27 protein-coding genes are annotated in these 26453 nt (G+C 41.0%); 12 read left to right on the top strand and 15 right to left on the bottom strand.

The genetic code is table 11. The features are described 5' to 3' along the window. Positions 1 to 44: 44 nt before the first annotated feature. The 4 genes from amaA to hglS all read right to left on the bottom strand — a co-directional run bounded on the left by amaA (position 45) and on the right by hglS (position 5735). Complete coding sequence (gene amaA, locus IX83_RS01305; protein WP_038498286.1) at positions 45 to 1325, bottom strand: L-pipecolate oxidase; 1281 nt, start codon at positions 1323 to 1325, stop codon at positions 45 to 47. 17 nt (positions 1326 to 1342) lie between these two features. Further along, positions 1343 to 2809, bottom strand: coding sequence for a Na+/H+ antiporter NhaC (gene nhaC / locus IX83_RS01300; protein ID WP_038498283.1), 1467 nt, complete (start codon positions 2807 to 2809; stop codon positions 1343 to 1345). A 62-nt stretch (positions 2810 to 2871) separates the two neighbouring features. Further along, positions 2872 to 4365, bottom strand: a complete 1494-nt coding sequence (amaB, locus tag IX83_RS01295) for an L-piperidine-6-carboxylate dehydrogenase (RefSeq protein WP_038498280.1) — start codon at positions 4363 to 4365, stop codon at positions 2872 to 2874. Then, positions 4365 to 5735, bottom strand: a complete 1371-nt coding sequence (gene hglS, locus IX83_RS01290) for a 2-oxoadipate dioxygenase/decarboxylase HglS (protein ID WP_038498278.1) — start codon at positions 5733 to 5735, stop codon at positions 4365 to 4367. The genes amaB and hglS overlap by 1 nt, the downstream gene beginning before the upstream one ends. Before the next feature lie 234 nt (positions 5736 to 5969). Here hglS and IX83_RS01285 point away from each other — a divergent pair, with 234 nt between their 5' ends. Next, positions 5970 to 6959: a bile acid:sodium symporter family protein gene (locus IX83_RS01285; RefSeq protein WP_051919626.1), complete on the top strand. Its 990-nt coding sequence runs from the start codon at positions 5970 to 5972 to the stop codon at positions 6957 to 6959. A gap of 101 nt (positions 6960 to 7060) precedes the next feature. Here IX83_RS01285 and IX83_RS01280 read toward each other — a convergent pair whose 3' ends face one another. Further along, positions 7061 to 8401: a solute carrier family 23 protein gene (locus tag IX83_RS01280; protein WP_051919028.1), complete on the bottom strand. Its 1341-nt coding sequence runs from the start codon at positions 8399 to 8401 to the stop codon at positions 7061 to 7063. 173 nt (positions 8402 to 8574) lie between these two features. Here IX83_RS01280 and IX83_RS01275 point away from each other — a divergent pair, with 173 nt between their 5' ends. From IX83_RS01275 to IX83_RS01265, 3 genes are read left to right on the top strand one after another with little or no spacing between them, the layout of a single operon-like run. Continuing rightward, positions 8575 to 9219, top strand: a complete 645-nt coding sequence (locus IX83_RS01275; protein ID WP_038498275.1) for an HAD-IA family hydrolase — start codon at positions 8575 to 8577, stop codon at positions 9217 to 9219. Positions 9220 to 9227: 8 nt separating this feature from the next. After that, positions 9228 to 9644, top strand: a complete 417-nt coding sequence (gene gloA, locus IX83_RS01270; RefSeq protein WP_038498272.1) for a lactoylglutathione lyase — start codon at positions 9228 to 9230, stop codon at positions 9642 to 9644. A 5-nt stretch (positions 9645 to 9649) separates the two neighbouring features. Beyond that, positions 9650 to 11494, top strand: a complete 1845-nt coding sequence (locus IX83_RS01265; protein ID WP_316242961.1) for an ABC transporter ATP-binding protein — start codon at positions 9650 to 9652, stop codon at positions 11492 to 11494. Between the two features lie 111 nt (positions 11495 to 11605). On the opposite strand, the gene rfaE2 is transcribed toward IX83_RS01265, so the two are convergent. From rfaE2 to ubiE, 4 genes are read right to left on the bottom strand one after another with little or no spacing between them, the layout of a single operon-like run. After that, complete coding sequence (gene rfaE2 / locus IX83_RS01260; RefSeq protein WP_038498266.1) at positions 11606 to 12082, bottom strand: D-glycero-beta-D-manno-heptose 1-phosphate adenylyltransferase; 477 nt, start codon at positions 12080 to 12082, stop codon at positions 11606 to 11608. Between the two features lie 2 nt (positions 12083 to 12084). Then, positions 12085 to 13629, bottom strand: a complete 1545-nt coding sequence (ubiB, locus tag IX83_RS01255) for a ubiquinone biosynthesis regulatory protein kinase UbiB (protein ID WP_038498263.1) — start codon at positions 13627 to 13629, stop codon at positions 12085 to 12087. Between the two features lie 9 nt (positions 13630 to 13638). After that, positions 13639 to 14235: a ubiquinone biosynthesis accessory factor UbiJ gene (locus IX83_RS01250; RefSeq protein ID WP_038498260.1), complete on the bottom strand. Its 597-nt coding sequence runs from the start codon at positions 14233 to 14235 to the stop codon at positions 13639 to 13641. A gap of 57 nt (positions 14236 to 14292) precedes the next feature. Continuing rightward, on the bottom strand, positions 14293 to 15033 hold the full coding sequence (gene ubiE / locus IX83_RS01245) for a bifunctional demethylmenaquinone methyltransferase/2-methoxy-6-polyprenyl-1,4-benzoquinol methylase UbiE (protein ID WP_038498257.1): 741 nt from the start codon (positions 15031 to 15033) through the stop codon (positions 14293 to 14295). Between the two features lie 91 nt (positions 15034 to 15124). On the opposite strand from ubiE, the gene phoB reads away from it, so the two are divergent. From phoB to IX83_RS01215, 6 genes are read left to right on the top strand one after another with little or no spacing between them, the layout of a single operon-like run. Next, positions 15125 to 15820 (top strand): phosphate regulon transcriptional regulator PhoB, encoded by a 696-nt coding sequence (gene phoB, locus IX83_RS01240; protein WP_038498254.1) that lies wholly within the window; start codon positions 15125 to 15127, stop codon positions 15818 to 15820. Further along, positions 15817 to 17130: a phosphate regulon sensor histidine kinase PhoR gene (phoR, locus tag IX83_RS01235; RefSeq protein WP_038498252.1), complete on the top strand. Its 1314-nt coding sequence runs from the start codon at positions 15817 to 15819 to the stop codon at positions 17128 to 17130. The genes phoB and phoR overlap by 4 nt, the downstream gene beginning before the upstream one ends. Continuing rightward, complete coding sequence (locus IX83_RS01230) at positions 17105 to 17773, top strand: 5-oxoprolinase subunit B family protein (protein ID WP_051919024.1); 669 nt, start codon at positions 17105 to 17107, stop codon at positions 17771 to 17773. The genes phoR and IX83_RS01230 overlap by 26 nt, the downstream gene beginning before the upstream one ends. Before the next feature lie 4 nt (positions 17774 to 17777). After that, a complete protein-coding gene (locus IX83_RS01225) occupies positions 17778 to 18773 on the top strand; it encodes a 5-oxoprolinase subunit C family protein (protein WP_038498249.1) in 996 nt (331 codons plus the stop codon). Then, positions 18770 to 19507: a 5-oxoprolinase subunit PxpA gene (locus IX83_RS01220; protein WP_038498246.1), complete on the top strand. Its 738-nt coding sequence runs from the start codon at positions 18770 to 18772 to the stop codon at positions 19505 to 19507. The genes IX83_RS01225 and IX83_RS01220 overlap by 4 nt, the downstream gene beginning before the upstream one ends. 10 nt (positions 19508 to 19517) lie before the next feature. After that, the gene (locus IX83_RS01215; protein WP_038498243.1) at positions 19518 to 20051 is read left to right on the top strand and encodes an adenine phosphoribosyltransferase; all 534 of its coding nucleotides are present in this window, start codon (positions 19518 to 19520) and stop codon (positions 20049 to 20051) included. A 78-nt stretch (positions 20052 to 20129) separates the two neighbouring features. Here IX83_RS01215 and ilvA read toward each other — a convergent pair whose 3' ends face one another. The 6 genes from ilvA to IX83_RS01185 are packed head-to-tail and all read right to left on the bottom strand — an operon-like array spanning position 20130 to position 25125. Beyond that, the gene (gene ilvA / locus IX83_RS01210; RefSeq protein ID WP_038498240.1) at positions 20130 to 21647 is read right to left on the bottom strand and encodes a threonine ammonia-lyase, biosynthetic; all 1518 of its coding nucleotides are present in this window, start codon (positions 21645 to 21647) and stop codon (positions 20130 to 20132) included. A 9-nt stretch (positions 21648 to 21656) separates the two neighbouring features. Beyond that, positions 21657 to 22421, bottom strand: coding sequence for an LPS export ABC transporter ATP-binding protein (gene lptB / locus IX83_RS01205; protein ID WP_038498237.1), 765 nt, complete (start codon positions 22419 to 22421; stop codon positions 21657 to 21659). Between the two features lie 3 nt (positions 22422 to 22424). Next, positions 22425 to 22952: a lipopolysaccharide transport periplasmic protein LptA gene (gene lptA, locus IX83_RS01200; protein ID WP_051919021.1), complete on the bottom strand. Its 528-nt coding sequence runs from the start codon at positions 22950 to 22952 to the stop codon at positions 22425 to 22427. Further along, positions 22949 to 23542 (bottom strand): LPS export ABC transporter periplasmic protein LptC, encoded by a 594-nt coding sequence (gene lptC, locus IX83_RS01195; protein ID WP_038498234.1) that lies wholly within the window; start codon positions 23540 to 23542, stop codon positions 22949 to 22951. Before lptC ends, lptA begins: the two co-directional genes overlap by 4 nt. Further along, a complete protein-coding gene (locus IX83_RS01190) occupies positions 23539 to 24129 on the bottom strand; it encodes a KdsC family phosphatase (protein ID WP_038498231.1) in 591 nt (196 codons plus the stop codon). The genes lptC and IX83_RS01190 overlap by 4 nt, the downstream gene beginning before the upstream one ends. Positions 24130 to 24141: 12 nt before the next feature. Next, a complete protein-coding gene (locus tag IX83_RS01185) occupies positions 24142 to 25125 on the bottom strand; it encodes a KpsF/GutQ family sugar-phosphate isomerase (RefSeq protein ID WP_038498228.1) in 984 nt (327 codons plus the stop codon). Positions 25126 to 25192: 67 nt separating this feature from the next. On the opposite strand from IX83_RS01185, the gene IX83_RS01180 reads away from it, so the two are divergent. Both IX83_RS01180 and IX83_RS01175 read left to right on the top strand, forming a co-directional pair. After that, the gene (locus IX83_RS01180) at positions 25193 to 25786 is read left to right on the top strand and encodes a phosphoheptose isomerase (protein ID WP_038498225.1); all 594 of its coding nucleotides are present in this window, start codon (positions 25193 to 25195) and stop codon (positions 25784 to 25786) included. Then, a complete protein-coding gene (locus IX83_RS01175) occupies positions 25783 to 26442 on the top strand; it encodes a BON domain-containing protein (protein WP_051919019.1) in 660 nt (219 codons plus the stop codon). Before IX83_RS01180 ends, IX83_RS01175 begins: the two co-directional genes overlap by 4 nt. The last annotated feature ends 11 nt before the right edge of the window (positions 26443 to 26453 follow it).

Below are 26453 nucleotides of genomic sequence, written 5' to 3'. Positions count from 1 at the left end.
AAATGGTCAGTATTAACTGACCATTTTCTTTTTCATCTCGCGTTTTATGCAACGATTTTTAAACATTGACCTGCGTGATAAATCGCGATCCCTGCGTCATACGCATACCCTCTCATCTGACGATACGAAATCTTACAGTCGTCTAATTGGTAAATATCTAATGGTAATACTTGTCTATCCCCCGTTAACAGATATTTTGCCATGGCTTGCCCAAATAAAGTACCGGTTGTAATCCCTCGACCATTAAAGCCCGTCGCACAAATAACGCCTGGAAAATGTTCATATATTCGCATAATATGGTCTTTTGTAAAACCAAAACAGCCTGTCCAATAACACTCCCATTCCAACCCTTTCAACATCGGAAAATAGTGCTTTAACATCGTATTTGCCCATGCATGATACAGGAAATTTTTGCCGTGAGGTGAACCTACTGTACCCAAGATCAGCCTACCTGCTTTATCTCGTCTAATGCTTGATAGGGCCAAACGAGTATCGTAAGCTCCTTGTCTTTGTGGCAAAATCGTTTCAGATATTTCAGGGTCCAAAGGCTTAGAAGCGATTTGATAAAAACTAACAGGATAAATGGTTTTCTGTATCGTCGTCCATTGTCCCTCTGTATAAGCATTGCTTGCAATGACAACCCGTTCCGCTCGCACCATAGCTTGTTCCGTAGCGACTTCCCATTGCCCCGAAACAGATACCATTTCTTTCACTTTTGTTTGTTCAAATAATAAAACACCTAAACGTTTTGCTGCCTGTGCTAAGCCTACAACATACGCATAAGGATTGATCGTGCCAGCACGCTTATCTAACAACGCTTTACGAACTGCTCGACTACCAACATATGCTTGACATTCATTAGCATTTAGCAAGACAACCTCTGCACCTCGCCGCTTTAGCTGTTCATAACGTTTTTCTATATCTGATTCTGCCTGTGCATGATGAGCCATATGCACTGTGCCAGTCCGCGTATCTTGTGCATCAATATTAAAGCGATCGATCGTATCAAATACCAATTTAGGGGCCATGCTTAACTCATGACTTAAACGTTCGCCCGCTTTCTCCCCTAGATACTTATTTAACTCATCGGGTGGTGCCCACGTTCCTGCATTGACGTAACCAACATTACGTCCTGAGCCACCATAACCTACATGATGTGCCTCTAATATCGCTACTTTCTTGCCTGCTTGAGCAAGGTGAATGGCCGCAGATAAGCCCGTATATCCTGCACCGATGACGCAGACATCTACATTTAAGTCTTCTGTTAATACAGGAGAATGTTCTGGTGCATCGACCAATTGGTGCCATAAAACGGCTTCTTTCATGATTGAACTCCTGACACTTATAGTCCTTCCCATTTTGCAATTTTTTCTTTGCTCTGGCGACCTTTACTTTTTGGCATAAAGACCCCTAAAAACATGTATATCAAGCCAATCAAAGGAGACAACCAACATAAAACTGCAAAGGGTACATAATCAAAAGTCGCCACGCCTAATGTTGCTGCGATGAATGCACCACCCATATTCCATGGAATCAAAGGAGACAGCAAGGTACCGCAATCCTCGATCGAACGCGTCAAAATTGTTTTTTCGTAGCCTAACTCCTCATATTTGTCTTTTAGCAATCTGCCTGGCAATACCAAACTCGTGTACACATCACCGATAATCAAGCTGGAACCTGCCGTCGCCCCATAAGCGGATGATACCAGTCCGAAACGACCTTTAATAAAGTCTTTCACTTTGTTCATGATCGCATTCAACGATCCGTAATATTCAATCGAACCGACAAAGGCCATCGCAAAAATCGTTAAGCTCACCACCCAAGTCATCGACATCACGCCACCTTTACTTAATAATTTATCGACTAAAGGCATCCCCGTCTGACTGTTTACGCCATTTTGCAATACATGAAATAGCTCCGCTACACTGACTCCTTGCAAAAACAAGGCAATGAGTCCAGCCACGATAACCCCTGCAAATACTGTCGGTAATGCTGGCATTTTCATCACCGCTGCCACAATAACAATCACCGCAGGAATCAAGGTAATCAAGCTGATGTTGTAATGCGTTTTAATCGTTTCTTTGACATCATGAATAACTTGTAGATTCATATTGTCATTTGAATACTGTGTTCCCAACCATGCATAAAATATCAAACAAATCACTAAAGCGGGTAAGGTAGTTGGTACCATGCCTTTAATATGTTCCCAAATCCCGATCTCCGCTGCGGCAGGTGTTAAATTAGTCGTATCAGACAAAGGAGACATTTTGTCACCAAAGAATGCACCCGAAATAATGGCACCTGCCGTCACGTGAGGTGGAATGCCTAATCCCTCACCCACGCCCATCATGGCTAAACCAACCGTACCCGCTGTCCCCCATGAGGTACCTGTCGCCAGTGAAATTAAGGCACACAATAAACAAAGCGTAAACAAGAAATTAGTCGGACTAAAAAAATGAAATCCATAATATAAAATAGTCGAAACCGTACCTGCCGCAATCCAAGTAGCGATTAACATCCCCACTCCCATCAAAATAATAATGGCCGGCAACCCTATTTTGATCACTTTTAAAAAGTGATTTTCCATATCACGCCATTTTCCTTTACGAAAATAAACAAATAGTCCCGTGATAACAATGCCACAAGCCAAAGGAATGTGAGGGGTAAAATCATCAAAAATAAAAAATTGGACTAGCATAATCGCCACGGTCAACAGCAATGGCAATACATTAATAAAAAAAGATTGACTTGGTGTTAATTGTGATGGTTCGTCATCATACAACGCCCCAGGATTATTCAAGTACGTCATGGTTCCTCCTTATCGCTCCCATCACTCACTCAGATGAATTCATGATGGGAGTTTTTTTTTATTTAACCAAAGTTAATACCTTGTGCTAACGGTAATTCTTTAGAATAATTAATGGTGTTAGTTTGTCTTCTCATATATGCTTTCCAAGCATCTGAGCCAGATTCACGTCCACCTCCGGTTTCTTTTTCGCCTCCAAATGCACCGCCTATTTCTGCACCGCTTGTACCGATATTCACATTAGCAATACCACAATCACTACCACTGGCACTTAAAAACTGTTCAGCTTCGCGAACGTCATTAGTGAAAATACATGACGATAGGCCTTGTGGAACATCATTCTGCATAGCAATCGCTTCATTAAAATCTGAATAGCTCATCACGTACATAATCGGTGCAAAGGTTTCCGTTTTCACCACCTCATTCTGACTATCCATTTCCACAATAGCAGGTTTCACATAGTAAGCATTAGGATATTGATCCGCTAACACTCGCTCACCACCAAATACCTTACCTCCCACCGCACGGGATTGTGCTAACATCGATTGCATTTGATCAAAGATCTGTTTATCGATCAAAGGCCCAACTAAATTACCCTCCAAAGGATGTCCGATACTTACCGATGCATAAGCCTTTTTCACTTTCTCAAGCACCACCTCTTTGATCGATTCGTGAACAATCAAACGTCTAAGGGTTGTGCAACGTTGACCTGCTGTTCCCACCGCGGCAAATAAAATACCTCTAACAGCCAAATCCAAATCAGCAGAAGGTGTCAAAATCATGGCATTATTACCACCTAGTTCCAGCAAGCATTTTCCAAAACGTGCTTGAACTTTTGGTCCAACGATTTGTCCCATTCGCGTACTACCTGTTGCACTTACCAAAGGTACACGATGATCATTAACCAATACATCTCCGATACGAGCATCTCCTATCAATAATTCAGATAAACCATCAGGAGCCTCATCACCAAAAGCTTTCACTGCTTTTTTAAACAAAGCTTGGCAAGCTAATGCCGTCAAAGGCGTTTTTTCAGACGGCTTCCAAACCACCGAATTACCGCATACAAATGCCAGTGCCGCGTTCCAACTCCACACTGCAACAGGGAAATTAAACGCCGATATCACGCCTACCACTCCCAACGGATGCCAAGTTTCACGCATATGATGACCAGGACGTTCAGACGCAATCGTCAAGCCATATAACTGACGAGACAATCCCACGGCGAAATCACAAATATCAATCATCTCTTGAACTTCACCCAATCCTTCTTGTGCGATCTTCCCAGCTTCCCATGAAACCAAGGCACCTAGCGGTTCTTTATATTCTCTTAAGATATTCCCAAGAATACGAACCAGCTCACCTCTTCTGGGTGCAGGAACGCAACGCCATTTCAAAAAGGCTTCTTTTGCCTTAGCGATTTTCAAAGTGGCTTGTTCTGGACTATCTTCCACAACCTTTGCAATCTCATTACCATGAATAGGCGACTTAACCGATAAGGTGCCATCTGTGTACAAATCAGCCTCAACACCCAATTGTTTCAATAATTCTTTCACCATTATTTCTCTCCATTTAATACGGCCAAACATGCTTCGATCGATTCATTTTGTGCTTTTTCATACAATGACAATTCATCAGTTACTTTTGCACCCAAACATTCTTCAAACAAGGTTTTATTGGAATCAATATCGTATTGTTTTTGACCATTCTTACCTAAATTCGACTGGAAAATTCCCGCTGCAGAAACGGGGAGAAAGTCCTCATAAACAATAGGTTCAAATCTCACCAAACCTTTAGCAATCAATTCAGGCAAATCCTCGCGAGTAACCTTTTTATCGGATCGTCCTTGTGCAAAGTAATGAAAATAAGCCAAATCTTGCTTTCTTAACTCATCCCATGTATCGGGATAGACAGAAAACTTCTCTGCCAGAATACGCATATACTCATCACGATTAGCTTCATTCGGTGCTCCGCCAATCGCCGCACGTGTTTCATTCAACAAGCGATCATACAAGGCTCTTCCTTTTTTCGTGACCGCTACACCTCTTTGTTCAATCTCACCAAAACGTGCCGTATGTTTGCCCGCTTCACGCCCACCATCTGTAAAGACCACGTTTTCTTCTAATGCTTTAAAACTAGTTTGGCGCAATAAAATAGGACAAGCTCGTAATGGCGGGCCCTCCACCACTTCTTTTGGCGTAATGCCTCGTTCAATCATCCCAGACTGAACGCTATCAATATCCAACGTTCTTGGTGTCAAATGATTGATATGCGGGCCTTTAAAGCCAACAATATCCGCAATCAAACGATGTTGATGATGTAGCTGTTCATATAAATCTTTACTAATCGGTGACTCTTCATGCCAACGGAATGTTTCCAATACCTCACGAACAAATTCATCCGCATCCGCTTCGTTCAATCCGCCCTGTTTCTCAGCTTTCTCTGTCAGTTCCAATGCTCGTTTCGTAAAGATTTGACGTTTGGCCAAGGTCTCCGATACGGTCTGTCTTAATGCCTCATCATCAATTAATTCATGTCTTAATAAGGAGGTGAAAATTCTAAACGGACTACGATTTAACGCATCCGTATCTATCGCACGAAATACCGTTGAATGCACAGGAACCCCTGCAGGAGCCAGATCATAGTACCCAACAGGGAACATTCCCATCACCGCAAACACTCGTCTAATCGTTGATAATTCATAAGCTGTTCCCACACGGATCGCACCATGACGCTCTAAGCTTAATCTAGGCAACTCACCCGTTTGTTCTAACTGCTCTTTTACTTGAGGATCGTGAGCTAATACATTTTCATTCACATCACTGACCAATTGCACTAAATCACCGTACAAAGGCACTTCCTTTTGGTACATATCAGACATGAGTTTAGAAAATTTTGCACGCATTTCATCAGGACAATACCACATCATAGTCTCCATAAAAAAATTCTTATATTGAATGTTATAGATGAAACGATACAAACATTTCAAACGAATAATTCTTCTAGCTTCATGACTTTTTTTCTAATTAGGAAAAACCCTAGTCATAAACACTTTGCTTTTACATCTTGATAAATATAGTTATTTTCTTATTTTGCCAAAAAAACATCGTCTAAAAACATCAAAAAGCACTATAATCATGGCTTTTGATTTTTTTGATAAGTGATAAAAATGTTAACCACCATCAACAAATGGGTTGAGCGTACGTTCTCAATCTGGATTCTTTTCGCAGGTATCGTTTCTTTTGTTTTCCCAAATGAATTTAAAGGCATTGCCCCCGCCATTCCTTGGTTATTAGGCATTATCATGTTAGCCATGGGAATGACGCTCAGCACGAAAGATTTCTCTATATTAAGCAAATATCCGAAAGCTGTATTAGTCGGCGTTATCGCACAATTTGTCATCATGCCAAGTATTGCTTATGCATTAGCTGTTATTTTTGATTTAGAGCGGTCACTTGCCGTCGGGGTCATCTTAGTGGGTTCTTGCCCTGGTGGCACCGCTTCGAATGTCATCAGTTATATGGCAAAAGGTAATGTTGCCCTATCGGTAGCTGTCACCTCTATTTCGACATTACTTGCCCCTGTGTTAACGCCTGCTATTTTCTATTTATTAGCTCATCAGTGGTTAGAAATTTCAGCCGTCACAATGTTTAAATCCGTGGCGAATATCGTTTTATTCCCCATTATTTTAGGCATTATCATCAATGCTTTATTTAAATCAAACATCCGTGCGGTCACCCATACACTGCCTTGTTTATCACTCATTTCTATTATGCTGATTTTAGCGGCCGTCATTGCCAATAGCAAAGAACGTTTAATCGAATCAGGATGGATAGTGCTTCTAGTGGTCATCCTACATAATGGCTTGGGTTATTTGCTCGGTTACTTAATCGCTAAATTCACCAAACTACCTTACGATGCTCAAAAAACCATTGCTATCGAAGTAGGGATGCAAAACTCTGGTTTGGGGGCTACTTTGGCGATGAAACATTTTGAACCTTTGGCTGCTGTACCAAGTGCTATTTTCAGTGTATGGCATAATTTTTCAGGTGCCTTATTAGCCAATTATTGGGCTTCAAAAGTCAATAAAGAAAACACCACCCTATCGGACAAAGAAAAATTAAGTCTCAAAAAAACAACTAAAACTATCTAGCGATCAAGTGGTGACCTGCCAGACAAAGAAAAATAAAGCCTAAAAAAACAACCGACCTGCTATGAATACAGGTCGGTTTGTTTCGCGTTATATTTAACTGCTTACACCGAATCAAATGGCGAATCGTCTTTCTTTTCGTTATTTTTGGTACCCATATTCAAAATCGCATACAGAATAATCGCCGCGAATGTTGCCGTACCAATACCATTTAAAGAAAAGCTTCCTAACGTCACACTAAAGTCACCACCACCTAAAATCATCGTCACTGCAGCTACAATAAGATTTTTGTTGTGGCTAAAGTCAACTTGGTTGACTACCCAGATTCTCGCCCCTGCAATTACAATCAAACCAAAGACCACCACGGAAACACCGCCCAATACAGCCCCTGGAATAATGTGAATTAAGGCACCGAATTTTGGTGAGAATCCTAAAAAGATAGCAAAAATCGCAGCAAACAAGAAAATCAAGGTAGAGAAAATTCTCGTCACGGCCATCACCCCGATGTTTTCAGCATAAGTGGTGACACCTGTACCCCCTACTGAACCTGACACCATCGTGGCAATACCATCACCCAGAAATGCACGCCCCAAGTACTTATCCAATGGTTTTCCTGTCATCGCACTGACCGCACGAATATGACCCAAGTTTTCTGCCACCAAAATAACCGCAACAGGTGCAATCACGCTAATAGCCGACCACTCAAAGGTAGGTGTCGTAAACTGTGGCAAACCAAACCAACTGGCTTGAGCGACGGACTCAAAATTAATAGGGGTACCAAAGCCGAGTATATTAGCGAAAATATAGTACACCACACTTGAAATAATCAATCCCAACAATATTAATAGGCGTTGAATCATACCTCGCGTAAACACCGCAACCAAGCCCACACAAAATATCGTCATCAAGGCCATGGCAAGTTCAAAATTAGAATTACCCATCGCCCCTTTTGCGGCAATCGGTGCAAGGTTTAAGCCAATCACCGATACAATCGCTCCTGTGACCACGGGTGGCATCAGCTTCTCAATAATCGCAACGATCTTACTACCCATCACCGTCACTAATAAGCCGATCAAAGCATAAACCAAGCCGCAGATAACAATACCGCCCAATGCTATCGAAATATTGGGATTACTGCCCGAACCTGTATAAGCAGTAACGGCGACCACGCCACCGATAAAAGCAAAACTCGATCCAAGATAACTGGGTACCTGACCACCCACAAAAATAAAAAAGATTAATGTACCGATACCCGACATTAAAATAGCAAGGTTTGCATCAAAGCCCATCAATAAAGGAGCTAACACCGTGGAACCAAACATCGCCACCACGTGTTGTACGCCCATCACCGCACTTTGACCAATGGATAATCGTTCATCAGGTTTGACATAATCATTTGGCGACAAGGTATCGACCTTACGCCATGTAGGGAAAAAAGAGGACATATTGTATTTCCTAGAAAATAAATGTTATAGAATTTTAATCGATTTTTGCTCGTTTGAATCATGAGCAAAATGATATTTTTCTTTATCAGTTCAAAGACATATTTTGTACCCTCTGCCTATCAAGATTTCTCCATGTTAAAATAATAAGTTCGCTTTTTTATATTAAAAAAATCATGTTGTTTATTTTTGATTGGGATGGTACGTTGATGGACTCCACCTACCAAATCACTTCTGCCTTACAAAAGGCTTTTCGTGATGTGGGGTTGGAAGCACCTGATACCGATAAAGCTCGTTGGGTGATCGGCATGTCTTTACATCAAGCGTTATATCATATTGCTCCGGATTTAGATCCCGAGATAATTCCCAAAATTATCGAACACTATAAAATTCATTTCTTTCATCCAGATAATGAACTACATTTATTCTCTGGTGTTAAAGAGATGTTATGGGATTTAAAAAACCAAGGTGCCTTACTAGCCGTGGCTACTGGGAAAGGTCGTCCTGGTCTAAATCAGGTACTTACGGAGCAAAATTTATTGGAACTGTTTGATACCACTAAAACAGCGGATGAAACAGCCCCCAAACCTGATCCTCTGATGCTTGAAGAAATTTTGCTTGAACTCAATACGCCCTTAGAACAAGCGATCATGATTGGCGATACCAGTCATGATATACATATGGCAAAAGCTATCAAGATGAAAAACGTAGCGGTCAGCTATGGTGCTCATGATCTGCATGATATCCAATCCAGCGACCCCGATACGATCGTCGATTCTGTCCCAGCCTTACATCAATATTTAACATCATTTATTCGATAGGAAATAATATGCAACGTTTATTACATACTATGATTCGAGTTGGTAATCTCGACGCATCCATTCATTTTTACCAAGATATTCTAGGAATGAAGCTGATTCGTAAAGTGGATAATCCTGAATATAAATATACTTTGGCTTATCTAGGTTTTGAATCTAATCCTCATCAAGCTGAAATCGAGTTGACCTATAACTGGGGCGTTGATCGATATGATCTTGGCAATGCTTATGGCCATATTGCACTCGGTGTTGATGATATTTACGCCACTTGTGACCGCATTGCTGAAAAAGGTGGCAACGTAACACGTCAGCCAGGTCCTGTAAAAGGCGGTACTACCGTTATTGCTTTTATTGAAGATCCAGATGGTTACAAAATTGAATTAATCCAAAACCAAGAAAACATGATGAGCAGTACTACCTCCGTCTAAAAAATATGATGAAATTGACTTCCCTTTTTGAAAACCTACTTAATCCCTTTCCCGATGCAAGCAACACCATACCACCTAAGAAAATGTCTAGTTTTCTGTGGTATTGCATTAAAGGGGCTCGTTTTTACATCCTTTTAATTTTATTAGTAACTCTTTGCATTGGTATTGTCGAATCACTATTATTTGTCTGGATGGGTAATCTTGTTGAATGGCTTAGCGACTCCCCTGACAAAGTATTTCATGATCGCGGTTCGTATTTGCTGGTGATTGCACTGATTATTTTATTCAGTCCGTTACTTTATGCCGCACAAAGTCTCATTCGTTATCAAGTGCTTTTTGCCAATCTTCCTATGCGATTGCGTTGGCTGTTTCACGGTGTCATGCTTAGACAAAGCATGAAATTTTACCAAGATGAATTTGCAGGTCGCGTAACCGCCAAAATCATGCAATCAGCCCTTTCTATTCGAGACTTTTGGATGCTGATTAGTGATGTATTGGTTTACGCTAGTATCTACTTCATTACGATGACGCTGTCTATCGGTAGCTTTGATTGGAAAATCAGCTTGCCCTTTATTGCTTGGCTTGTGCTGTATCTCATTATGTTGTACTACTTTATTCCCAAGCTACTGGATGTTTCTTCTGCACAGGCTGATGCCCGTTCAGTCATGACAGGAAGAATTTCAGATGCGTATTCCAACATCATGACCGTTAAACTTTTCTCACATGCTGGACGTGAAGAAGCCTACGCACAGCAAGCCATGAAGCCATTCTTGCAGGCCGCCTATCGACAAGGACGACTCATTACTGGTATTAATGTTTGCAACCATTTATTAACGGTTTTTCTAATACTCAGCACCAGCTTTTTGGTCATTAGCCTTTGGAACAACCATATTGTGGGGGTGGGTGCAGTGGCAGCCGCGATTGCCATGGCTTCTCGTCTAAATGGTATTTCTCATTGGATACTTTGGGAAGCCACCATGTTGTTTGAACACTTAGGTACCATTAAAGATGGCATTGATACCGTGACTAAACCTATTGATGTTGTGGATATGGACAATGCTCCTGCTTTAAGCGTTCAACAGGGCGATATTCAATTTAAAGAAGTGTCTTTTGCTTACAATCCACACAAACCTTTGCTGGAACATTTTAATTTACATATCAAAGCGGGTGAAAAGGTTGGTCTGGTCGGTCGTTCAGGTGCTGGAAAATCCAGTTTAATGAGTATTCTGTTGCGATTCTATGACATACAAAAAGGACTGATTGAAATCGATGGACAGAATATTGCCCACGTCACTCAAGATAGTTTACGTAATCAAATCGCTATGGTGACCCAAGATACGGCCTTATTGCATCGTTCGGTTCGCGAAAACATTCTTTATGGCAGTCCTGATGCATCTGAAGAGAAGATGATTACCGCTAGTAAACAGGCCAAAGCTTTTGAATTCATCCAAGATTTAAAAGATGCCCAAGGGCGTTCTGGTTTTGATGCCTTTGTCGGCGAACGCGGTATCAAGCTATCAGGCGGTCAACGTCAACGCATTGCCATTGCTCGCGTACTACTTAAAGACGCACCGATTCTTTTATTGGATGAGGCAACCAGTGCTTTAGATTCTGAATCTGAAGTGGCCATTCAAGAAAGTTTATCGCAGCTCATGCAAGGCAAAACCGTATTAGCCATCGCCCATCGCCTATCAACACTCGCTGCCATGGACAGAATTGTGGTGATGGATAAAGGAAAAATCGTTGAACAAGGAACACACCAAGAATTGTTAGCTTTAAATGGTATTTACGCCCATTTATGGCGACATCAATCAGGTGGTTTTTTACCTGAAGAAGACGAAGAAAACTAAGTAAAATAGGCCCTCACATTGAAGGCCTATTTTTTAATGATAAGCTAATATTATTTTTCAAAAAACACGCCGCTTACTTTAAAAAAGTTAGCTATAGCACCTTGAAGTCACTTAGCCACGAATACGTTTTAACAACTGTGTGGTTGAGCGATCAAACTGAAAATCAATGGCAACCGCCTTTGCTCCCCAAGTTTTCACCAAGGCCGTTTCAGGCAATTTGTCCATATCATAATCCCCACCTTTCACAATAATATCTGGGCGAATCTGGGCAATCAGCTCATAGGGCGTATCTTGAGAAAAAGTCGTCACATAATCGACACTTTCTAACGCAGCCAACATCGCCTGACGGTCTGTTTCAGAATTGATCGGACGATCTTCCCCCTTACCAAGTCTTTTCACCGATTCATCCGTATTGACTGCCACAATCAGCGTGGCCCCCAGTTGTTTTGCCTCGTCTAAATAAGACACATGTCCACGATGCAAAATATCAAAAACACCATTGGTAAAGACAATCGGACGAGGCAAGTGCGGTATGACAGTTAGCAATTCATCCAAACTACGTATTTTCTTTTCAAACAAAATCGCCATTTTTAACCTATTTTCACAAACATAAACACCACCATGGCTAATAACGAAACGGCCATGATTCCCATCAACAAGGTATTGACTTTGCTTCGTTTATTTAACCGCGATAATTGTGCTTCTAATTCCTGCAATCGATTTTCTTTAGAAAGCTGATCATAAATTAATCTCGGCATAGCAGGAATCATGCCAGCCCAATAAGGTGCTTCTTTTTTGATATTCTCAATAAATCCTTTCGGCCCCAAACGCTGATTCATCCACTTTTCTAGAAAGGGTTTAGCGGTATCCCATAAATCTAAATCAGGGTATAAATCACGCCCCATGCCTTCTACATTCAGTAAGGTTTTTTGCAATAAGACTAATTGGGGTTGGATCTCCACATTAAATCTACGAGACGTTTGGAACAATCTCATTAAAACCTGCCCTAGCGATATTTGGGACAACGGTAGATCAAAATATGGTTCACATACCGCTCGCACCGCCGCTTCCAACTCTTCCTCACGCGTATCCTTAGGCACCCAGCCCGACTCGATATGCAATCGAGCCACACGACGATAATCGCGATTAAAAAAGGCCAAGAAATTTTGGGCCAAATAGTTTTTATCAAACTCAGACAAACTGCCTACAATGCCATAATCCAAGCCAATATACTGCCCAAACGAATTCTTATCCAACGAAACTAAGATATTTCCAGGGTGCATATCCGCATGAAAAAAACCATCTTCAAATACTTGAGTAAAGAAAATCTCTACTCCTTTTTGGGCCAAATCTTTTAGATCCACGCCTGCCTCTTTCAACACGTCAACATGACTAGTAGGCACGCCATTCATCCATTGCATCGTAAAGACTTGGCGGGAGGTATGACTCCATATCACTTCTGGAATTTGAATCAATCCTTCTCTTTCTTTCGTGTCAAAATTACGTCTTAATTGACTGCAGTTAGAGGCTTCAATCATCAAATCTAATTCATCGTGCAAGTACTTATCAAATTCATTGACGACTTCCACAGGTCTTAATCGCTTTCCATCCACCAATAATCTTTGGACCCATTTTGCAATCGTTTTCAGCAAGCTTAAATCTTTTTCAATAATGTCCAGCATACCTGGGCGTAAGACTTTTACTGCCACTTCTGTGCCATCAAACAATCGTGCATAGTGCACCTGTGCGACAGAAGCTGAAGCAACGGGAGTCGGATTAAAATGCTGAAAAAGCTTATCGATAGGCTGATGTAATTCTTTTTCAATAATTCGGATAGAGGTATCGGAATCAAATGGTGGAACATCATCTTGAAGTTTTGACAGTTCCACAATCATATCAGCAGGAATTAAATCTCTTCGTGTAGAAAGCACCTGTCCAAATTTAACAAAAATAGGCCCTAATGCTTCCAAGGCCAATCGTAAGCGTTCGCCTCTACTGTTATCAAAACGTCTGCCCAAACGAATAACACGCATGGCTCGCATCACCCAACTTTTCTTGGTGTAAGATAGCATCATCTCGTCCAAACCATATCGTCTGGCGACATTTAATATTTTCAATAAACGAAAAAATCCCATACTACTTCACTATCCCTTAACTTCCAAGCGTTCAATTCGTTTTTTTAGATCCAATATATCTTGCGATAGCATTTTGAGACCCGCTTGATTGGCCATTATCTGATACTCATAAGCCAAATATTCTGCTGAAGTTTGGGCCGCTCTTTTTGTCATATCTTTTGCAAAATCGATACTTTTCATAAAGCCCGTGATCATTAACTCAGCAGGGATGGCACCTATCTTTTGAGATAAATCATGACGAATATCCCATCTTAAATCTTTTGCTAATGTAGATAACATCTGAGCTAAGCCTGCATCCCCCTCTAAATGTAGCAAAGAAGCGATTTTATCGGGACTGCGATCGGACATGGTGATGAATTGTTTTAACTGTTCGGCTTTCAACGTTAAGGTTACATTAGGCTGTACAGGTTCTTTCAATTCACTGAAGCTACCATCCGCCTGTATCATTAATAGCAAAGAGATAGTCGCTAGATTCAGACAAATCGTTTTGCCTGCTTGTTCTTGAACGAGTTTTTGAGCCCAAGCTTCTTTAGATAACATTTTATTTAAGATACCCACCAATACCTGATTGACAGAAGGTAGCATCGACAACTTATTAACAGACATTTTTCATTTCCTATCTGATAGTGCGTTCTTTAACACAAGACCCATTCATCGCTATCGTTAAATTCTAATTCCCTCGTGCAAAGCAACTACCCCTACACTTAAATTAAAGTACTGCACTAATTTAAATCCCTCATCTCTCATCATTTGAGCTAATGTTTCTTGGTCTGGGTGCATACGAATCGATTCGGCCAAGTACTGATAACTTTCTGCATCTTTCGCAAATTTTTCGCCTAACCAAGGCAATACCTTAAAAGAATACCAATCATATATCTTTGATAACGGTTGGTAAACCTTAGAAAACTCCAACACCAGCAACTTACCACCTGGTTTCAAGACGCGATACATCTCTGCCAACGCTTTGTCTTTATGCGTCATATTTCTAAGTCCAAAGGCTACTGTAATCACGTCAAAATAACGATCTGGAAAAGGTAATTTTTCTGCGTCACATACCACGGTAGGTAGCATAAAACCTTCGTTTTCTAATTTCTTTCTGCCTTCTTTTAGCATAGAAAAATTAATATCCGTATGCCAAACTTCGCCTGTCGATCCTGCTTTTTTGGCATGAGCGACCGTTAAATCTCCCGTACCTGCGGCAATATCCAACACTTTCATGCCAGGCTGAACATTCGCTCGACCTATCGTAAAACGCTTCCATAAACGGTGCATGCCCGCCGACATCAGATCATTCATCAAGTCATAGTTTGAAGCCACTGAATCAAAAACAGCTTCCACCTTCGAGGCTTTTTCTTCTTCTTTTACTGTCTGAAACCCAAAGTGTGTCGTTTTATCTTTTTCCATCCTATCATCAACCTATAAAAATACCACATCATCGAAAAATATACGATAATGTATAGTGATTTACTATTGTCGTCATTTTAACCGATATCCCATGAATACTACGATACTTATTGTTGAAGATGAAATTGCCATACAAGAGCTCATTGCTTTAAATGTTGAAATGGCGGGATATAAGGTTAAAACAGCAAGTTCGGCACAACAAGCACGTTCCATTATCCAAGAAAAACTACCCGACCTTATTTTGATGGATTGGATGATACCTGGCCAATCTGGCCTTTCACTTATTAAAGAAATCCGTCAAGACAAACGTAGTCATGATGTGCCTATTATCATGTTGACAGCAAAAGCCGATGAAAGCAATAAAATCGAGGGGTTTGAGGTCGGTGTAGATGACTATATCACCAAACCTTTTTCTCCCAAAGAATTATTAGCGAGAATTAAAGCAGTATTACGGCGTAAATCACCCCAATCGCTTGACGATATGATTACGTTTGGTCCACTTATATTAAACCCTCATCTTCGACAATTACAGGTCGATGACACACTGATTCAGGTAGGCCCTGCTGAATTCAAGCTTCTACACTTTTTTGTCACCCATCCTGATCGATTATATACACGAACACAACTACTTGATTTGGTATGGGGCGATCATGTGTTTTTGGAAGAACGTACCATTGACGTACATATCCGTCGTTTAAGAAAGGTGTTAGACAAGGTAAATCTAAGACATTTTGTTCAAACCATCCGTGGCGGTGGCTACCGATTTTCAGCGGATGAAAAGATATGAAGCATTTAAGTGTTTTACTAGGGATCCTCTTACTAGGTGTTATCGCCTTTAATATTAATTTTTGGCATCACGCGGGATTAATTTTATTACTCGCGGTACTGATCATTATCATTATTCGACATCATATCGTTGTATATCAGTTTAAAAACTGGGCAAAAGGCAGTCTTTATCACCAACCACCCGAGTTACCTACCTTATATTCAGAACTGATTCAAACTATCTACACAAAATCAAAAGCCCTACATCACACATTACAAAAAACCATTCAACTAAATGACAGTATTGTCAGTGCGGCTGAAGTGTTGCCAGAAGCAGCCGTCTTGATGAACAAGCATTTTCAAATACAATGGTATAACAAAACCGCTTCTGAACTTTTGGGCTTAAATCCTCATCAAGATACAGGACAAAACCTACTTAATTTATTACGTCATCCCGAATTTCATCGTTACGTCAACAGCGGTAATTGGGAACATTCTATTCAACTAAATATTTCTCATCAGACCCATAAAACCCTCCAAATCCAATTACTTCGAAACGGCGATAAAGGTATTTTGCTTTTGGGTGAAGACATTACAGAAATTAAACGATTACGATCTTTACAACAAAATTTAGTCGCCAATGTTTCTCATGAATTACGCACGCCTTTAACAGTGCTCATTGGATTTTTGGAAACACTTCAAGAATTACCTATTTCTGCCATTAGCGATGAACAAAGAAAACATTACGAAACACTTATGCACCAACAAGCACAAAGAATGTTGGCCATTGTCAGTGATTTATTAACCCTTTCGGTATTAGAGTCCTCAGCTTTACCAGAGTGTGAACCCTGTCATTTTTCTCAAGTTATCCAGCATATTGCCAAACAAGCCATTGAACTATCAAAAGAAAAACACGAATTTATCTTTAATCTAGATGATACATTGTACGTGATGGGCAAACAAAGCGAGCTTTCTTCTGTAGTCAGCAATTTACTGAGTAATGCCGTACGCTATACACCAGAAAAAGGTAAAATTATCACGTCTTGGTATCAAAACGAATCTGGTGAGGGCGTATTTTGTGTACAGGATACGGGAATTGGTATTGATGCAAAAGACATTCCAAAAATCACAGAACGTTTTTATCGCGTTGACAAAAGTCGTTCTCGTGCTTCGGGGGGTACAGGACTGGGACTGGCTATTACGAAACACATTGTATTAAGGCACCATGCCAAACTAATCATCGAAAGTACGCCTAATAAAGGAAGCACTTTCAACATTATCTTTCCTAGCAATATGATGGTGAGACATGAACACATGGACAATAACGGATGAGGGCGATGAACAACTCATCGTCAGAAACTTAAACAGCGAAGCAATTAAACAGCTACAACATATCAAACACCAAGCCATACGAGATTTTATTCCCGCTTTCTCAACGCTTGGTATCAGTTATGAATGCTTATCTCCTCATACACGTGAGGAAATTTGTCAAGCGATTCAGAACACCTTAAATCATATGCAAACAAGCCACCATGCCTCATCTGGCCAAATCATTGAATTACCCATCTGTTATGAAATGAATTTGGATATTGAATCCATCGCTCAAGAACTGCATATCAGTCCAGATGCCGTGATCGAGAAACATCTTCACAGCACCTTTACCGTTGCGATGTTGGGCTTTGCACCTGGAGCCCCCTATATGACAGGATTACACGCGGATTTAGTGCCTATCACACGAAAAAGTAATCCGCTACTTTCTATTCCTGCTGGTTCAGTCGGCATCGCCAATGGCCAATGCTTTATTTATCCTAAAACCTCGCCTGGGGGTTGGCAAATCGTCGGCCGTTGCCCTTTAAAGCTATTTAACCCTCAACATGACAGCGAACATTTAACGCTGATCACCCCTAATAGCACAGTGAAATTCAAACGCATTAATGAAGAAACATTTCACGCGTTGAATGAACTAGGAGAATAATAAGATGATTGAAGTGATTAAACATGGAATACTCAGCACGGTACAAGATGAGGGACGATATGGTTATCAACATATTGGGGTGCCTGTATGCGGTGCTATGGACAAAAGTGCCGCTCGAATCGCCAATCTATTATTGGGCAACAACAAAAATGATGCCGTATTAGAAATGGCTCTCATGGGGGCCACATTACGCTTTACCACCCATACTTATATCGTTTTATCAGGTACTAAATGGCCTGCTTTTCTTGACGATCAACCCATTACATCGTTGCGTCCTTATTTTGTTAAAGCAGGTCAAGTATTAAGATTTGGATCGCCTTTGGAGGGTGGTCAACCACACACCAATATCGCTTATTTAGCGGTTTTGGGTGGCGTTCAAACGCCTATCATAATGGGAAGCCGTTCTTGTGATATGAAAAACAAACTGGGACAAGCTCCCTTAAAAAACGGTGATGTATTGCCTATTTTGCCGATCAAAGCCCCTAGCAATCGGCTACACAAAGACATTGAACAGTTTAAAATTTATATCGAATCCAATTTAGGAAACCAAAAGAAACGAACCATACGGGTGATGAAAGGATGGCATTGGGACAAGTTAAGCAGCTCATCTCAAGAAGATTTTATTCATAGCACCTACGTTGTAACGCCCGCTTCTAACCGAATGGGATTTAGGCTTGAGGGCCAGAAACTAACACTTACCGAACCGATCAATATGTTATCGGAAAGCACCGTTTTTGGTACTATTCAGCTTCCCCCTGCTGGACAACCTATCGTCTTAATGGCAGATAGACAAACTACTGGCGGATACCCTAAAATCGCCAACGTTATTTGGGCTGATTTAGGTTATATCGCCCAAATTCCACCTAATGCTTCGATACAATTCGAGTTATGTAGTTTAGAAAAGGCCCATGAACTCTACTTAGACAGAAAAGAAAAGTGGAAAAAACTGGAACAATCTTTAACACCTATGAAAGAATTACAGGAATTGGTGATCAGATGAAACGAATCGATATTAACTGTGATATGGGTGAAAGCTATGGCAACTGGACGATGGGAAATGATGAGGCCATCATGCCTTATATCGATTCAGCCAATATCGCCTGTGGCTTTCATGCAGGTGACTTCAGCACCATGTTCAAAACCGTTAAATTAGCATTAAAACATCACGTCAATATTGGTGCTCACGTTGGCTTTGATGACAAACAGGGTTTTGGTAGGCGAGAGATAAAAATGTCTGCACAAGAAATTTACGAATTAACGGTTTACCAAATTGGTGCGATGAATGCTATTGTGAAAGCTTGCGATCCGCATGCAAGCATTCATCATCTCAAACCGCATGGTGCCTTATATAATATGAGTGCCAATCATCATGATTTCTCTCAAGCGATCGTGCAAGCTATTAAAGACTGTCAACCCAATATGATTCTTTATTCATTGGCAGGCAGTTTACAGGTTAAAATGGCAAAGGCTTCAGGTTTGACCGTCTATGAAGAGGCATTCTCAGACAGAACCTATACCGATCAAGGCACCTTAACACCTCGTTCTGAACCCAATGCCGTCATTCATGACAGTCATCTTGCGATTGAACACATAAAAAACATCATCAAAGGTAATGTCATGGGTACTTCAGGAAAAATGATTCCACTGCATGCCGATACTATTTGTATTCATGGTGATGGTAAACAGGCAGTCGCTTTTGCTCAACAACTAAAAGCATCTATTGCTCAACTATAAGGAAATTCATATGTCCAATCCTATTGAACTTGTTACTTCAGCCATTCGTACTGTGCCAGACTGGCCTAAACCAGGCGTACAGTTCAGAGACATCACGCCCGTATTACAAAATCCTTTAACCTTTAGAGCACTTATTGATATTTTTGTTTATCGTTACATGAACAAAAAAATCGATTTAATTGCTGGGGTGGACGCACGAGGTTTTATCGTCGGTAGTGTATTGGCATATGAATTGAATGTAGGTTTTGTGCCTGTTAGAAAAGTCGGCAAACTGCCGTTTAAAACCGTCGTGGAACAATACACTTTAGAATATGGTAATGCCAGCGTGGAAATGCATACAGATGCGATTAAACCTGGTCAACGTGTATTATTAGTGGATGATTTGATCGCAACGGGTGGTACGATGATTGCTGCTCATCGTCTTTTACAAAGACTAGGTGCTAATGTCGTAGAAGCGGCAGCTATTATCGATCTACCTGAATTGAAAGGATCGAAACTTATTGAAGAAACGGGATTGCCTGTTTTTAGCGTGTGCCAATTCTAAAAAAATACCTTGATTAAAGGCTAATTAACATGCTTCTTGAATCATTTGTCCAAGAAGCATGTTTGCCGTTCACCTATTCTAATTTTGCAAAAATGCTTTATACATAGGGTTTTTGGTTTGTTCTGAATACGGATAACCAATACTATCCAACGCCTTTAAAAAAGCAGGTCTTTCAGGCACGGGAACCTGCATACCAATCAGCACACTTCCCATATCCGAACCTACATTACGATAATGAAATAAACTAATATTCCAGTTTGGTTGCATGGTTTGCAAGAAACGCATCAAGGCACCTGGGCGTTCAGGGAACTGGATACGATACAACACCTCATCATCTGCCAACCCAGATTTACCCCCGCATAAGAAACGAAGATGTGATTTAGTCAGATCATCGTTTGACAGATCTTCCACCTCGAAACCTTTTTTACGAATTTGTTCGGCAACCTTTTGAATCTCTTCTTTTGAGTCAATCTGAATACCGACCAATACATGGGCGATTTCTTTGTCTGCCAAGCGATAGCTAAATTCTGTGACCGATCTGGATCCAATGGCACGGCATAACTTACGGAAAGAACCTTGTTTTTCAGGCATGGTAACCGAAAACAGTGCTTCTTTGTACGCCCCCGCATCTGCACGTTCTGAAACAAACCTTAGACGATCAAAGTTCATGTTTGCACCAGAGTTAATGGCGACCACTGTTTTACCTTCCCATCCATGTGCTTTAATATAAGCTTCAGCACCTGCTAATGCTAATGCTCCCGATGGTTCTAAGATAGAACGCGTGTCTTGGAAAACATCACGAATAGAGGCACACAAGGCATAAGTATCGACGGTTACAAAATCATCCACCAAGGATTTTACTAATTTAAATGTTTCGGCACCTACCTGCTTAACGGCGGTACCATCAGAAAACAAGCCAACATCCGACAGTTTCAAACGACGATTCGCTTTAATACTACGAAGCATCGCACAAGAATCCTCTGTTTGGACACCAATGACTTTCACTTGGGGGTGTAATGCTTTAATGTAAGCGGCCACGCCACTGATCAAGCCTCCACCACCAATCGGACAAAAAATTGCATCAATTTTTCCTGAATATTGACGCATGATTTCCATTCCTATGGTGCCTTGTCCAGCGATGACGTAAGGATCATCAAAGGGATGGACAAAGGTTAAGCCCTCTTCCTTTTCTAGTTTTTTGGCATAATCGTATGCATCGGTATAACTATCGCCATGTAGCACGGCTTGGGCACCAAAACGTTTCACCGCTTCAACTTTTACTTTTGGCGTGGAAATAGGCATCACGATAACCGCTTTGCATCCCATTTTCTGAGCAGACATTGCCACACCCTGTGCATGATTACCTGCCGAAGCTGCGATAACACCTTGTTCAATCTGGGCCGTACTAAGATGTGACATCTTATTGTAGGCTCCTCTTAATTTGAAACTAAACACAGGCTGTGTATCTTCTCTTTTGAGCAAAACGGTATTTTTTAAACGTTGAGATAAAAGTTTTGCTTTCTCTAAAGGCGTTTCCTGTGCTACATCATAAACATGAGATGTCAATATGAGTTTTAAATAATCATTCGTTTTCATTTTCATACATTACATTTTAAAGTTTTCACCTAGATAGACTTTACGGACATCTTTGTCATGAATAATTTGTTTTGGATCGCCTGATGCCAATACCGTTCCACCACTGATAATATACGCTCGATCACAGATTCCCAAAGTTTCACGAACATTGTGATCCGTAATCAAAACACCGATATTTCGATTTTTCAAAAATTTAATAATACGCTGAATCTCAATCACCGCAATCGGATCCACCCCTGCAAACGGTTCATCTAACAATACGAATTTGGGGTGAGTGGCCAATGCCCGTGCAATTTCAACGCGACGACGTTCGCCACCTGATAAAGATAAGGCTTGATTATTTCTAATATGCGTAATTTGCAATTCTTCTAAGAGGCTTTCTTCCTGTTCTGCCACCTGTTCTTTTGTCAATCGTTTTCCAGTGATAGGATCATTTTGTAATTCCAACACTGCTCGAATATTCTCACAAACAGTCATTCTTCTAAAAACCGAAGCTTCTTGTAATAAGTACGACAGTCCTAAACGAGCACGTTTATGAATAGGCAAAGCACTAATATCTTTTCCGTCTAATTCTATACGTCCTGAATCTGCAGAAATCAGCCCCACAATCATATAAAAGCTGGTCGTTTTACCTGCACCATTAGGACCTAACAAGCCCACTACTTCACCACTAGAGACTTTTAGCGAAACGCTTTTGACGACGGTTCTTTGTCCATATGTTTTCTGTAAGCCGATAATATTAAGCTCACGAATTGCTTTTTCTTCTATTTCCATCGATTAATTACCTTGTGTCTGGCAGGTTTCTGGGGATTTAGGATTAGATAATATCATGGTTTCGACATACTTTCCTTTCTTTTGAACCGCACGATATGTATCTTTCTGCGAGTCATAATATATCGAATCACCCTCGATCGTATCGTGTAACTGGCCACATAAATAACGTTTCACTTTTGCGTGACCAGATAATACAAACATGCCTGAATTAGATGAATACTCAACTGTATCGGCAAACCCCTCTACCACTTGTTTTTCACGAGGAAGATCTTGAATGACTTTGACTTGTTTATCAGAAAAAGCTCGTGCCACACCTTGGCTAGAACCATCTGCTAAACGTTTAGCCACTACTTTATCTGCGTATAAATTAACCGCTCCTCGACTCACTTTTACTGATCCTAAAAAAATACTCGTTTGTGTTTTTGCATCATATTCTAATGAATCAGACGTAACATTAATATGCGACGATGTATTAGCACCCGCTACCGTCATCAAACCCATCATCATCGTTGTCAAAAATACCTTGTTCATTTTTTAGGAATATCCTTATCTGAGATGTTTAAATTCGTTCCTCGTCGTATGTTTAATTGACGAGTACGATTATTGTAGGTCATATAGTTACCCGATAAGCGAGAACCTGCTTGGGTAGCGACAACTGGTTCATCCGTCATAACGATGCCAGAATCTGGATACACCACCAGTTTTTCACTATCAATATCCAGCTGTTCTTCTCCTGCATAAGCCGATCGAACCATATGAGCATGGCCTAATAATTCTATTTTTCTGGGTGTCTCGGCGTTATAAACAATCGCTTTATCTGAAGTTGCTTCGATAGGTGCTTCATTTGGATACTGTGCAAAATAATGGGGTGCCACAATCTCCCAAGTATCGGTGACTGGATAATGCTCCATAGAATCGGCCACCAAACGATTCACCACCACACCTTGTTCATTAGAACTAAGCATGGTAAATTTTCCCGACCACGCATCAGGGGCATCCAAATTCTTTGTTTCTGGCACTCCTTCGACAGAACGAGCCGCGTAATCAGCCGCCCACCAAGAACTGACGGCCAACACTAACAAAAAAGTGACTGCTAAAATTCCCGAAAAACGCTCTTTCATTGGATAAAATTACCCGTTAAATGATGTTTAAAAAATGGGGCCAATTTGTGTTGAGCGGCTAAAATAATATCAGCCACTTCTCTGACCGCCCCACGGCCACCTTCTCGCGAAGTCACATAATTAGCATAATTCTGGACATATATCGGTGCATTGGGCACACTGATTGACAAACCGCTATTTCTCATGGCTTCCATATCGATTAAATCATCTCCTACAAAAGCCACCTCTTGCATATCCATTCTTAGATCATGCACCAATTCGGCTAATAACTGTGCCTTATTACGAACACTTTGGAATACCTTTGAAACACCTAATTCCGCACAACGACGAACGGTTATCTCACCCGAACGTCCTGTTAGAATCGCTACTTCTATGCCACTTTCCATCAACATTTTCAAACCATGTCCATCCAAAGCATGAAAACGTTTCAAAGATTCACCATGTTCACTGTAAATCAACCCTCCGTCTGTCAAAATGCCATCCACATCTAAGGCCAACAAACGAATTTTCTTGGCTTTTTCGCATAATTCAGGAGAGAGTCGAGATAAAACTAATAATTCATCTGGATGACTTAAAGATACTGCCATAATCTTATTTTCCTATATCACCTTTGCCAGCATTAAATCATGCATATGCAAAGCACCCACCAGTTTTTTGTCATCAACAACCAACATATGCGTGAGTCGTTTTTCTTCCATTAATCGAGCGGCTTCCGTAGCCATCAACCCACAAGGAACCGTAATAGGATGAATATTCATCACATCTTTAGCCACAAGACCACGAATATCTCCTTTTTTCTCGATTAATCTTCTTAAATCGCCATCAGTAAAAATCCCTATCGCCGAGTCGTGATCATCTACGACCACCACCATACCCATGCGTTTTTGAGACATTTCTTGTAACAACTGGTCCATCCCTGTATCAGCCTTAATCACGGGCAGTTCATCGCCCTTACGCATGACATCGTCCACTTTAGTTAAGAGACGACGACCTAAGGCACCACCTGGATGAGATCGAGCAAAATCAGATTCTCTAAAGTCTCGTGCTTCTAAACAAGCCACCGCCAAGGCATCACCCAATACCAACGTTACGGTGGTACTGCTCGTAGGGGCTAGATTCAAAGGACAGGCTTCTCGTTCCACGTGTACATTCAAAACAATATCAGACATACGGGCCAAATCAGAATGTGAATTACCCGTAACACCAATAACCTGCGTCCCTAATCGTTTTAAAACAGGGATAATGGTCGATAGTTCTACAGCCGCCCCTGAATAAGAAATCGCGATCAAGACATCGTCTTTTGTGATCATCCCCAAATCACCGTGAACAGCTTCTGCCGCATGAACAAAAAAACTAGGGGTGCCTGTCGAAGCAAACGTAGCCGCCATCTTTCGACCAATATGCCCCGATTTGCCAATCCCTGTCACGATTACTCTTCCTTGGCAAGACAATATCAGCCTTACCACTTTAACAAAACTATCGCCCAGCCCTTCTTTAAAGTGTTCAAGGGCTTGAATCTCAGCACAAATAGTATGTTTGGCACTTGCCAACAATTCTTCATCTAAAAGGGTATTTTTACTCATAAGTTCATTTTATCACGCTTGAAAAAGTATATAATGTATCATCAGAAAGATTTATTCAGTCAGCATTATGAACGTACACAAACGTATTGAATCACATTTCGATATGGCGATTGCAAATTTAATGGAATCGTCAAAAAACTTATCCGAACCTTTAGTACACGCTAGTAATTTACTTATCAATGCCATTAATAACGGTCATAAAATCTTGGCGTGTGGCAATGGCGGTTCTGCTTCCGATTCCCAACATTTTATTGCGGAGCTAGTAGGACGTTTTGAACGCGATCGCATTCCTTTAGCAGGTATTGCGCTAACGACTGACACATCCATCATGACCGCCGTAGGGAATGATTATAGTTTTGATGAGGTATTTTCTCGTCAAGTTCAAGCGTTAGGATTACCAGGTGACGTATTAGTTGCGATTTCCACCAGCGGCAATTCTAAGAATGTCATCCACGCCATTGAAATGGCCCACGAACAAGGTATTCCTGTGATTGCATTAACTGGCAAAGGTGGCGGAAAAATCGCTCAAATGCTCACTCAAGATGATGTGCATTTATGCGTTCCTCACGATAGAACAATGCGTATCCAAGAAGTTCACATCATGATTCTTCATATTTTATGTGACCTTATCGATGGTTTTATGTTTGGAGACAAAGAATGAAGACAACGTTTTTGAAACCCATTATGTTAAGCACTTTGATCGCTCTTAGTGCACCCACGATACTTTCAGGTTGTGTCCCATTATTAGTAGGTGGTGCCTTTGCTACAGGTACATCTATTGTGACGGATAGACGCACCTCATCTGCACAACTAGCCGATAAAGAAATTTATTTACGTGCTAACAATCGATTAAGTTCTGAGGAGATTGGCGATTTAGCTTATGTAGCCAAAATCTCATATAACCAAAGCCTCTATTTAGTTGGCCAAGTCCCCAGCCAAGCTATTCACGATAGAGTGATTGAGATTGCAAAAGAAATCCCTAATGTTCGCCAAGTAGTGGATAGATTAACCATTGAACCTTCTATTTCTTTCTCAACAAAAACGAGCGACAAATGGCTGAGTTCAAAAGTCCAATCTGCCTTGTTAACCGCTTCGGGCGTACCTTATCGTACGATTAACATCCTGACAGTAGATGGTGTTGTTTACTTGTTCGGTATCGTGACACAAGAAGAAGGAAACTTGGCCGCCCAAACCGCCGCTCGAGTCAGTGGTGTCAAACAAGTGGTTCAGGCTTTTGAATACATTACTAATAATGAACTAGAAAGTGGCGTTTATCCTAACGCTATCACCCCTCATGTCAATAAAACCTCTAAATAACCGTATTATTC

This window comes from Basilea psittacipulmonis DSM 24701, assembly GCF_000743945.1.
GTDB lineage: Bacteria > Pseudomonadota > Gammaproteobacteria > Burkholderiales > Burkholderiaceae_B > Basilea > Basilea psittacipulmonis.
This window is presented reverse-complemented; position numbering and strand designations above follow the sequence as displayed.